We start from the raw sequence: 10,212 nt of genomic DNA on the forward strand, positions 1-10,212 counted from the left end.
AGGAAGTTCGTCAGGTTGTCGTGGGTCAGCACGACGCCCTTCGGCGTGCCTGTGGAACCGGACGTGTAGATGACGAACGCCGGCGCGGACGGCTCGACGGTCGGCAGATCGACCGGTTCGTGCGTCTGCACGGTCGGCCAGTCGTCGTCCAGCCTGACCAGCCGTACGCCGTCGGACCGGGGGACGCGTGCGGCGACCTCGCCGACGGTGAGCACCACCCGTGCGCCGTGGTCGGCCAGCAGCACGCGCATCCGCTCCGTCGGCCAGGACACGTCCATCGGCGTGTACGCCGCGCCCGCCCGCATCACGCCCAGGGTGGCGATCAACGTCCACAGGCTGCGGTCCAACGCCAGCGACACCACGTCACCGGCCCGCACGCCCAGCGACCGCAGGTACCCGGCCAGCGCCCCCGAGCGGTGTTCCAGCTCCGCGTACGTCAGCACCTCACCGCCGGCGACGCCCGCCACCGCCTCCGGCGTGCGCCGCGCCCACTCCAGCACCAACTCGTGGATCGGCTGACCCGGCACCTCGCGCACCGGGCCCCGACCCCACGCCAACAACCGCTCCCGCTCCGCGTCCCCCACCAGCGGCAACCCCGACAGGCCGACCCCCGGATCCGCCGACCCCGCCGACGCCAGCAGCACCGTCTGGTCCACCAGGCCCCGCACCCACTGCGCCGAGAACCCGTCCGCCGCGTAGTCCACCCGTACCGCCGACCCGTCGCCCGCGACGGCCACCACCACATCCACGTCCACGACATGCGGCCCCACCTCGGCCACCGGAGCGTCCACCAGCCCCACCACCACCGGACCCACCGCGCCCCCGGCCGGCGTGACCGGCCCGGCCAACGCCGCAGCCACCCGCGACACCAACTCGCCGAAACCGGGGTCGTCCGCGCCGTCGACCCGCAACACCCCACCCGACGACAGGCCCACCACGACCTCGGCCTGGGCGGTGTACCGGGCCAGCACTCCCACCAGGCCGGCCAGCACCACCGCGCCGGGCGACTCCGCGCCCGCCAGGTCGGGCAGGTCCACCCTCCGGAACTCCGAGGCCGCCCGGGCGGGCCACACCGTCGGCCGGCGCAGGTCCCCCACGAGGTCGAGGACCTCGAAGTCGGTGCCGGCCCCGGCGACACCCACGGCCGGGACCCGACCACCAACGAACCCGACAGACATGAGCCAACCTCCGATCAGGCCCGGCGTCGCCCTCGGGGGTACGCCGGGCGGGGAAGAACCACGAACTCCGGGGACGCGGCCCGCGCGCCCACGGCCATGACAAGCAGTCCGGTGTGTACGGGGCGAACGGTCAACCGGTGGTGGGGGAGCCCGGCGGCCCGGCTTCCAGGAAGCGCAGCATGTGCCCGTTCAACTCCTCGGCGAAGCCGTACGGCAGGTAGTCGGTGCGGATGGTGACGCGCAGGAGGGCGTGGTCGGCGCGGGGCAGCACCTCGACCGTGAGGCCGTTGGGCACCTCCCGGGCGTACGGGTCGACGACCTCCTCGGCCCGGCAGCCGGGCAGCTCCAGCGGAAGCACCACGTTGTCCTGGAACACGAAGGTCGGCAGGCTGGCGACCACCTCGCCGGAGAGCCCGGCGGCGGGGTCGTCGGCGGTCTCCGCGAAGGGCACGTCCTGGGCCCGCATGAGGTCGCTGATCGTCTCGTTGACCCGCAGGACGAGTTTGTCGTCCTGCGGCCCGTCGAAGCGCACCCGGACACAGTTGAGGTTCAGCCGGGTGGTGAAGGCGGAGTCGAGAACGCGGCTGCCGCGCTTGGCCACCACCATCAGCAGGCCGATGTCGTCCTGCTGGTGGACGGCGCGCAGCGCGGAGGCGAACGCCGCGACGAAGTAGCTGGACCGGCTGAACCGCTGTTCCCGGGCGGCCCGGTCCCAGCGCCGCAGGACCTCCGGGGTGACGGTGACGGTGTGCCCGGCCTTCGGACCCCAGGCCAGTGCCTGCTCCAGCGGTGCCGTGGCCTCGCCCCGGCCCTGGCGGGGCAGCCCGCGCAGTTGTTCGCGCCAGTAGGCCCGCTGCGCGTCGAGGTCGGCGGCGTCGCGCAGCCGGGCGTACTCCTCGTACGACTGACGCAGCGTCGGCGCCGGCCGCGCCCACACCGGGGCCGCGCCCGACAGCCGCGCCGCGTAGGCGTGACTCAGGTCCCGCACCAGCAGCGCGTACGACCAGCCGTCGAAGGCGATGTGGTGGATGCCCACGCCGAACAGGACCCGCCCGGTGGACTTCTCCCGGATCAGGGCGGCCCGCCAGACGCGGCCCTGCGTGTAGTCGAGCGGCTGCTGCACCGCCTCCGCCAGTTGGTCCAGGGCTTCCTGCTCGCTGCCGGCGTCGGTGAGCAGCCGCAGCTGCGGCATGCCCGGATTCGGCGGGACGAGTGCGACCGGAGGAGCCGTCCGCCGGTAGCGGGCGTGCAGCGCCTCGTGCCGGCGGTGCACGTCGCCCAGCGCCGCCATCAACGCCCGCAGGTCCAGCTCACCCTCGATCCACCAGGTGACCGGGACGACGACCTCCAGCGGCGACATGAGGCACTTCGCCACCTGCTGCGCGAGCGGAACCGGGCCGGGGCGCTGACGGGCCTGCGCGGCGGTCGCGTCGGCGTCCGTGCGGCGGGGCGCGGTGGTCAGCCAGTGGGCCAGGCCCTGCGGTGTGGGGGTGCGGTGGATCTGCGAGACGGGAACGACGACGTCCGCGGCCTCGTCGATACGCGTCGCGACCGCCGCGGACTGCAGGGAGGTGCCACCCAGGTCGAAGAAGCTGTCGCGCGTGCCGACCCGGTCGATGCCGAGGACGGTCGCGAACACCGCGGCGACGAGGCGCTCCTCGTTCGTCGCCGGCTCGACGAACTCCACCCCGAGGTCGGGGCGTTGGGTGTCGGGCGCGGGCAGGGCGTTCCGGTCGATCTTGCCGGTGCCGCCGACGGGGAAGCGGTCGAGGACCATGATCACGGCGGGGACCATGTAGCTGGGCAGCACGGTGGCGGCGTGTGCGCGTAGTTCGGCGGTGACGGGGGTGCGGCCGTTGCGTCCGGTGACGTAGGCGATGAGGCGGGCGGTGCCGTGCTCCTCGCGGCGGGTGACGACGGCGGCGCCGACGTCGGGGTGTCGGGCGAGAACGGTCTCGATCTCACCGAGTTCGATGCGGATGCCGTTGACCTTGACCTGGTGGTCCATGCGGCCGAGGATTTCGAGTGCGCCGGTGGTGTTCCATCGGCCGAGGTCGCCGCTGCGGTAGGCGAGGCCGCCGCCGTACGGGTCGGTGACGAAGCGCTGGGCGGTGAGTTCGGGGCGGTTGAGGTAGCCGTCGGCGACGCCGAAGCCGGTGATGAGGATTTCGCCGGGTACGCCGGCGGGCACGAGGTTGAGGTCGGTGTCGACGACGCGGATCTGCCGGTTGGGCATGGGCCAGCCGATCGGCACGTACGCGCCGGCCCAACCCGCCGACGCGTCGAACCACGTGCACGCCACGGCGATCTCCGCCGGCCCGTACGCGTTCACCACCCGCGTACCCGCCGCCAGCCACCGCTGGGCCAGCTGCGGCGGGACGGCCTCGCCGCCGAGGATGATGCAGCGCAGCCCCGGGCAGGCGGCCGGGTCGAGCGGGGCGACGTTGGTGGCCGGTCCGAACGTGTGCGTGACGTCGTGGGTGTTGATGAGGTCGGTGAGCCGGCGCGCGTCGAGCAGGTCGTCGCGGGAGCAGACGACGACGCGGCCCCCACCGGTGAGCGTCGCGAAGATCTCCCCGAAGGCGGCGTCGAAGACCGGTGCCGCCGAATGCAGCATCCGGCTGTCGGGGCCGACGGCGCACTCGTCGGTCATCCACGCCAGGAAGTTCGTCAGCCTCTCGTGCGTCAGCACGACACCCTTCGGCGTACCCGTCGATCCCGACGTGTAGATCACGAACGCCGGCGCGGACGCCGGCACCACCGGCAGCTCCACCGGCTCACCCGCCTGCACCACCGGCCAGTCGTCGTCCAACGCCACCACCGACACCCCGTCGCCACCGGGAATCCGGGGCGCCACCGCAGCGACGGTCAGCACCACCCGCGCGCCGTGGTCGGCCAGCAGCACGCGCATCCGCTCCACCGGCCACGACACGTCCATCGGCGTGTACGCGGCACCCGCCCGCAACACCGCCGTCGTCGCCACCAACGACCACAACCCGCGCTCCAACGCCAGCGACACCACGTCACCCGCGCCCACACCCACCGACCGCAGATACGCCGCCAGCACGGCCGACCGGCGATCCAACTCCCCGTACGTCAACACCTCGCCGCCGGCGACACCCGCCACCGCCTCCGGCGTGCGCCGCGCCCACCCCAGCACCAACTCGTGGATCGGCTCACCCGACACCTCACGCACCGGGCCCCGCCCCCACGCCAACAACCGCTCCCGCTCCGCGTCCCCCAGCAGCGGCAGCGCCGACAATCCCACCTCCGGCCCCGCCAACCCGGCGGAGACCAGCACCACGAGCTGGTCCACCAGACCCCGCACCCACTGTGCCGAGAAACCCTCCGCCGCGTAGTCCACCCGCAGCGCCGACCCGTCCGACGCCACACCGACCACGAGGTCGACGTCCACCACGGCCGGCCCACTGTCCGCCACCGGCGCGTCCACCAGCGTCAGCACCACCGGGCCCACCGGCTCCCGGCCCACGGCCACGGGCGCCGCCAGCGCCGAGCGCACCCGCGTCACCAGCTCGGCGAAACCCGGATCGCCCGCCACGTCCACCCGCAGCACCGATCCGCCGCCACCGGCCGACAGGCCCACCACCACCTGCTCCTGGGCCGTCCAGCGGGCCAGCACCGCCACGAGCCCCGCCACCACGACGTCGCCGGCCGGCCCGACGTTCGGCGACCAGGAGGGCAGCACCCGGTGCACCGAGGCGGCCCGGGCCGGCCACACCGTCGGCCGGCGCAGGTCCCCCACCAGGTCCAGCGCACCGGCGTCGACCGCGCCGTCCACGGCCCGCGCACCATCGAACCCGACAGACATCAGCTCAACCTCCGATCGAAAGGGGGTGACCGGAAGGCGCGGGGCCTCGGTGCCGCACCAGCGGGCGCACTCCGGTCGGCGCGGCAGGGACGGTTCGCGGGCGCCGCGGCCGATTCGGGTGGCCGGGCGCGGACGGCGGTGCGACACCGACGGGGTCACCGTCCGAATTCCGGGTCGCCGGCACGTCCTCGATCGAAAGGAGCAGGTCGGTGCCCGATCCGATCACCGGCGCCTCCCGTCCATCCGGGGCGCCGCGCACCCACATTCGTCCCCCGTCCGGTGCAGCGAAAAAGGGAACGACGAACCGATGGGGCCCGACCCTACGAAGCGCGGTGGAGCGGCGTACACCCCTAGAGATATGCACGTCGACCCCTAGCGTGACGGCCGCAGATTCCGACCGGGGCCCGCCGAGGATACGCCCGCAGTAATGACCGGACCCGGGCCCGCGTCCGATGCCGCGGCTGCCGGATCGGCAATTTGGGCTGGTCAGTGTGGTGTTTGCCGGCGACGGTCGGTCGGAATTTCGGCCGGATGCCGCGACTTTTCGCCGAAAGCACACGCCGCTATATCTTTTCTATAGTGGATGGTTGGTGCCCTCCGAGAGGGTCGATGCACGAATGTCCGGTTTCGACGGAGAATGGTCCCGGGGTCTTCTTCGAAAAAGGCTATTCGGTCAGCCCGGGTCCAGGGTTCGGATCGGAGAATTGGCGATCCCGGCGGCGAAAAGGGCCGCCCGCGGTCGGCTGACCGGCCCATCCCGGGGAAATGAGGATTGACTATGCTTTCCCGATCATGACCCAGTCGGTGACTGGCAATTCAGCCACCGCCTGTTGGTGTGCACCTTGCCAAACGCAGCGCTGACCACAAGTCAGCCCGCTGCCTGGCCGGTCCAGTCAGGGACCGTCCGGTCGGTGCACGCGGTACGCCCGACTCTCGTGGCCGAGCGGCCTCATCAGGACCGGGAGCGCACGCATCCGTCCACGTTCTCCGCTGTTCGTGGTCGTTGCGCACCCGGACTCCGTGCCACCCCGAGGCCCTTTGTGGGCCGGCATGTCAGGAGATCCAATGGATGGACCTATCCAGGTGCAGGTGTTCGCTCACGACGGGGTGGTCCTGGCCCGGCCACCCGATCCGGTGACGACCGCCGGCAGCCGCTATCTCGCCGGTGCGGGCACCGCCCTGTACAACGGGCTGGACATGATCACCGGTCTCCACCTGACCCTCCCGCACCAGGCGTCGGCCATTTGCAGCACCGGCTCCAGCGCGGACAAGTCGCTGCGTCTGCTCAGCCGGTGCGGTCTCAAGACGCCGAGTGATCTGCGCGAGTTCCGCTCCGGCGCGCAGGCGGTGCAGTTCGCCCGGGACGCCGCCGAGCGGGGCGAGACGCTGGAGTTCCAGTTTCCCCCGCACGATCCGCAGTTGCGGGCCGCGCGCGCCCGGGTGTCCCCGGACCTGTTGGCCCGCCTCAACAACAAGACCACGCTGGAAACACTGATCGCACCGGAATACCTGCCCCGTCGCCAGGTCGCCACCCCCGCCGAGGTACGCCGCATCGTGCAGCAGGACCGGCGGCCGGCGGTGGTCAAACCGGCCGGTGTCGAGGTGTACAGCGGAATCGCGATCTTCACCAGGCGGTTGCAGGACCGGCGGCACCGGGCACTGTTCAACCAGCTGGAACAGGTGAGCGATCGGTGGATCGTCGAGGAGGAGGTGCCCTTCCGGACGATCTGGGGACTCCAGTTCGGCGTGACGGAGAGCGGAGCGGTGCAGTACTTCGGTGCGTCCGAACACCTGCCGCAGCCCACCTCGACGTGGGTCGGTTGTGTGCTCGACGACGACCAGCCGCCGGCGGAGCTGATCGAAGCGCTGACCGTAGGGGTCCGAAAGGCCAGTGCTCTCGGGTACCGGGGGTACTGCTCCTTCGACGCCGGAATCGGTCGGGGCGGCGAGCTGCGGGTCATCGACCCGAACTTCCGGGTCAGCGGGGCCACCACGTCGGTGCTGCACCGCAGCTCGCTGCTGGGGCAGCACCCGTGCGCCATGACCACGTTCTTCTCGCTGGCCCCCGGCGTCGACGCCGAGCCGCTCCTCGCGCCGTTCATCGACCGGGGGCAGTTCGTCGCGTTCATGCACCACGACCCGGCGGAGACGGACAACGGCCCACTGCCGGCCACCATCGTCGGCATGGTCGGCGCCTCGGACCGGTACGCCTGCGGGGTGCTGGTCGCGCAGATCCAGCGGGCGCTGGGCGGTTGACGCGTCGTCCCCCGGGCCGTGGCGGCGGTCCGGGGGAGGCCCGACCGCGGTCGACCGCCACACCGGCGCCGTCCCGTTGCCGGGCGAAAACGCCGTGCGCGGTCGCCGGCCCCGGGTCCATGATGAGGATCATGAGCGTGCGCGTCGACGATCCGGTCCGCCTCGGTGAGAGCCGGCTCCCCGACGGGCGGTTGCTCGGCTGGGCCGAGTGGGGGCCGCCGGACGGTGTCCCGGTGCTGCTGTGCCCGGGGGCGGCCACGAGCCGGTGGCTCGGCTTCGGCGCGGACGTCGTCGACGCGCTCGGGGTGCGTCTGGTCTCCGTGGACCGCCCGGGGCTCGGCAGCTCGACCCCCGCGCCCGGCCGGACGTACGCCGACTTCGCCGCGGACATCCGCGACCTCGTCGGACTGCGGGGACTGGCGTGCCCCGCGGTGGTCGGCAACTCGCAGGGCGCGCCGTTCGCTCTCGCGTGCGCCGAGGCGGGCGTCGCCGCGGCGCTGGCCGTCGTGTCCGGCGCGGACGAGGTCGCCGCGCCGGAGTTCGCCGACGCGCTGCCGGCGGAGCTGCGTCGGCTCGTGGACACGACCGCCGCCGATCCCGCGGCGGCGGAGCAGTTCTTCGCCGGCTTCGACGCGGACGCGATGTGGCGCCTGGTGACGAGCGGGAGTCGCGAGGCCGACCTGGCGGTGTATCGGGATCCGGGCTTCGAGGCCGCCTACCGCCGCGCCCTGCGCGAGGGGTTCGCCCAGGGCCCGGCCGGCTACGCCCGCGACACCGTCCTGGCCATGGGGCGGTGGCCCTTCGACCTCGCGGCGATCACGGTTCCGGTCGACGTCTGGTACGGCGAGCAGGACACCAGCCACTCGCCCGACAACGGAGCGACGCTGGCCGCCCGGATTCCCGGCGCCGTCCGGCACCTCGTGCCGGGGATCGGCGGCGCGGTGCTGTGGACCCGTGCCGAGCCGATCCTCCGCGCCCTGCTGGGGCGACGGCCCAGCTGAGCCGGGCTGCCGGCCGTGGGCGGGGTGCCGGCCGCTACATGCCGGCCAGCGCGGTACGCACGGCGGACTCCGGGACGTCGGCGACCAGTTCGGGCCCGGCCGGGCCGTCCAGGACGAAGGACAGGCCCGAGGTGGCCTTCTTGTCCCGCCGCATCAGCGCGACCAGCTCGTCGTGGTCGACGCCGTCGGGCAGTGCGGTGTCGAGGCCGTAGCCCGCCACCACCTCGTGGTGCTCGGCCACCCGGTCGGCCGGGACGCGGCCGAGGACGCCGGCCAGCCGGCCCGCGAAGACCGTGCCGACGCCGACCGCCTCGCCGTGCCGCAGGCCGAAGTCGGTTGCCCGCTCCAACGCGTGCCCCAGCGTGTGACCGTAGTTGAGGATGTGCCGCAGACCGGAGTCGCGCTCGTCGGCGGCCACCACCCGCGCCTTCAACGCCACGCAGACGGCGATCTGCTCCGCCACCGGGCGGTCGCGCAGTTCACCCGCGCCGATGAAGTGCGCCCGGGCGATCTCCCCGTAGCCGTTGCGCCACTCCCGCTCCGGCAGCGTGCCCAGGTGCTCGGTGTCGCAGAGCACCGCCCGGGGCTGCCAGTACACCCCGACGAGGTTCTTGCCCTCCGGCAGGTTGACCGCGGTCTTGCCGCCGACGCTGGCGTCGACCTGGGCGAGCAGCGAGGTCGGCAGGTGGATCACCGCGACGCCCCGGTGGTAGAGGCCGGCGGCCAACCCGACCACGTCCGTGGTGGTGCCGCCGCCGCAGGAGACGACCGCGTCGGCGCGGGTCAGCCCGAACTCGGCGAACGCCCGGCAGAGCTGCTCGACCGTGGCCAGGTTCTTGTCGTGCTCGCCGTCGCGTGCCGGCACCACCCGGTGCGGCACGCCCGGGTCGGGCGTCCACTCCGGCGGCCGGGCCGAGACCACCACGACCCGCCGCGCGCCGATCCGCGCCACCTCCGCCGGCAGCCGGTGGCGCACACCGGGGCCGATCAGCACCGGGTACGCGCGCTCGCCGAGCGCCACCTCGATCCGGGCCGGCTCGGCGGGGGCGCAAGGGTCAGGTGCGGACGCGTGCATGCGGCTGCTGCCTCCTCTGCGGGACGGGGACCGGCGCGGCGACGACCGGGCGTTCCCGGACCATCGACAGGCGCAGCGCCAGCGCGGCCAGCGAGTCGACGTCCGGCCCGATGCCCCACCGGTCGTGCGTGAGCTGGGCGTGGTGCGCCAGCAGGAAGCCGGCCGGAGTCGCCGGGTGGTCGCGGCCGACCACGTCGGCCACCCGGTCCAGGTAGCGCTGCCAGGCCGCGGCGACCTCCCCGCCCAGCGGCAGGTCGCCGGCCGCCAGGACGATCTTCTCCGCGCCCGCGTCCGCCTGCGCGGCGAGGTCCCGCCGCTGCGCGACGGTGAGCCGCTGACTGCGCTCCTGCCAGTGCAGGAAGAGGAACGCCAGCCGGTCGGCCGCCGGCACCAGCCCCGTCAGGTACCACAGGTGCGCCACGGCCAGCGGCAGCTCGACGCCGGCCAGCCAGGGAGCGTCCCCGCCGAGCAGGGTCAGGGCCAGGTCACTGCCCGCCGACGCGAGCGGGCCGCCCCGGGCGGCGTCGCGCACCACGCACCGGTCGGCGGCGAAGGACACCCCCGGGTCGTACGCGAGCAGCCGCGCCCGTACCACGTCGAGCGCGGCCGGGCCGGCGTGGAAGCCGAGGTCCACGTGTGGCCCGGCGGGGGAGCCCGCCGGGTCGAAGAACCACTCCATGCCCGGATCGGCCCGGCGGGCGGCGGCGACCAGACCGGTGAGGACCGTTCCGACCAGCTCGGCCACCCGCGTGTCCGGGCACCCGTCGGCCGGCACGGCCGAGCGGGCGAACAACCAGCAGCGTTCCAACGACGGCACCTCGGCTGACGGGCGGGTGGAGCACAGGACTCGACGGTCTGCGGGGGTCGCCCCAT

Annotated in this window: 6 protein-coding genes; 2 read left to right on the forward strand and 4 right to left on the reverse strand. The window is 73.6% G+C overall.

Annotated features, from left to right (window positions below; genetic code table 11):
- Positions 1-1,178: AMP-binding protein (locus ACFHW0_RS30535; protein WP_416613094.1), on the reverse strand; the 1,178-nt coding region annotated here is incomplete at its 3' end.
- 130 nt (positions 1,179-1,308) lie between these two features.
- The gene (locus ACFHW0_RS30540; protein WP_416613095.1) at positions 1,309-5,007 is read right to left on the reverse strand and encodes a non-ribosomal peptide synthetase; all 3,699 of its coding nucleotides are present in this window, start codon (positions 5,005-5,007) and stop codon (positions 1,309-1,311) included.
- Positions 5,008-6,072: 1,065 nt separating this feature from the next.
- Here ACFHW0_RS30540 and ACFHW0_RS30545 point away from each other — a divergent pair.
- Positions 6,073-7,263, forward strand: coding sequence for an ATP-grasp domain-containing protein (locus tag ACFHW0_RS30545; protein ID WP_416613096.1), 1,191 nt, complete (start codon positions 6,073-6,075; stop codon positions 7,261-7,263).
- Between the two features lie 233 nt (positions 7,264-7,496).
- On the forward strand, positions 7,497-8,264 hold the full coding sequence (locus tag ACFHW0_RS30550) for an alpha/beta fold hydrolase (RefSeq protein WP_416613104.1): 768 nt from the start codon (positions 7,497-7,499) through the stop codon (positions 8,262-8,264).
- A 34-nt stretch (positions 8,265-8,298) separates the two neighbouring features.
- On the opposite strand, the gene ACFHW0_RS30555 is transcribed toward ACFHW0_RS30550, so the two are convergent.
- Together ACFHW0_RS30555 and ACFHW0_RS30560 are read right to left on the reverse strand one after the other, a co-directional pair.
- Positions 8,299-9,339 (reverse strand): 3-dehydroquinate synthase family protein, encoded by a 1,041-nt coding sequence (locus ACFHW0_RS30555; RefSeq protein WP_416613097.1) that lies wholly within the window; start codon positions 9,337-9,339, stop codon positions 8,299-8,301.
- Positions 9,320-10,156, reverse strand: a complete 837-nt coding sequence (locus ACFHW0_RS30560; protein ID WP_416613098.1) for a hypothetical protein — start codon at positions 10,154-10,156, stop codon at positions 9,320-9,322. The genes ACFHW0_RS30555 and ACFHW0_RS30560 overlap by 20 nt, the downstream gene beginning before the upstream one ends.
- Positions 10,157-10,212 lie beyond the last annotated feature (56 nt).

This window comes from Micromonospora sp. LOL_025 (genome assembly GCF_048060285.1).
Taxonomy (GTDB): Bacteria; Actinomycetota; Actinomycetes; order Mycobacteriales; family Micromonosporaceae; genus Micromonospora.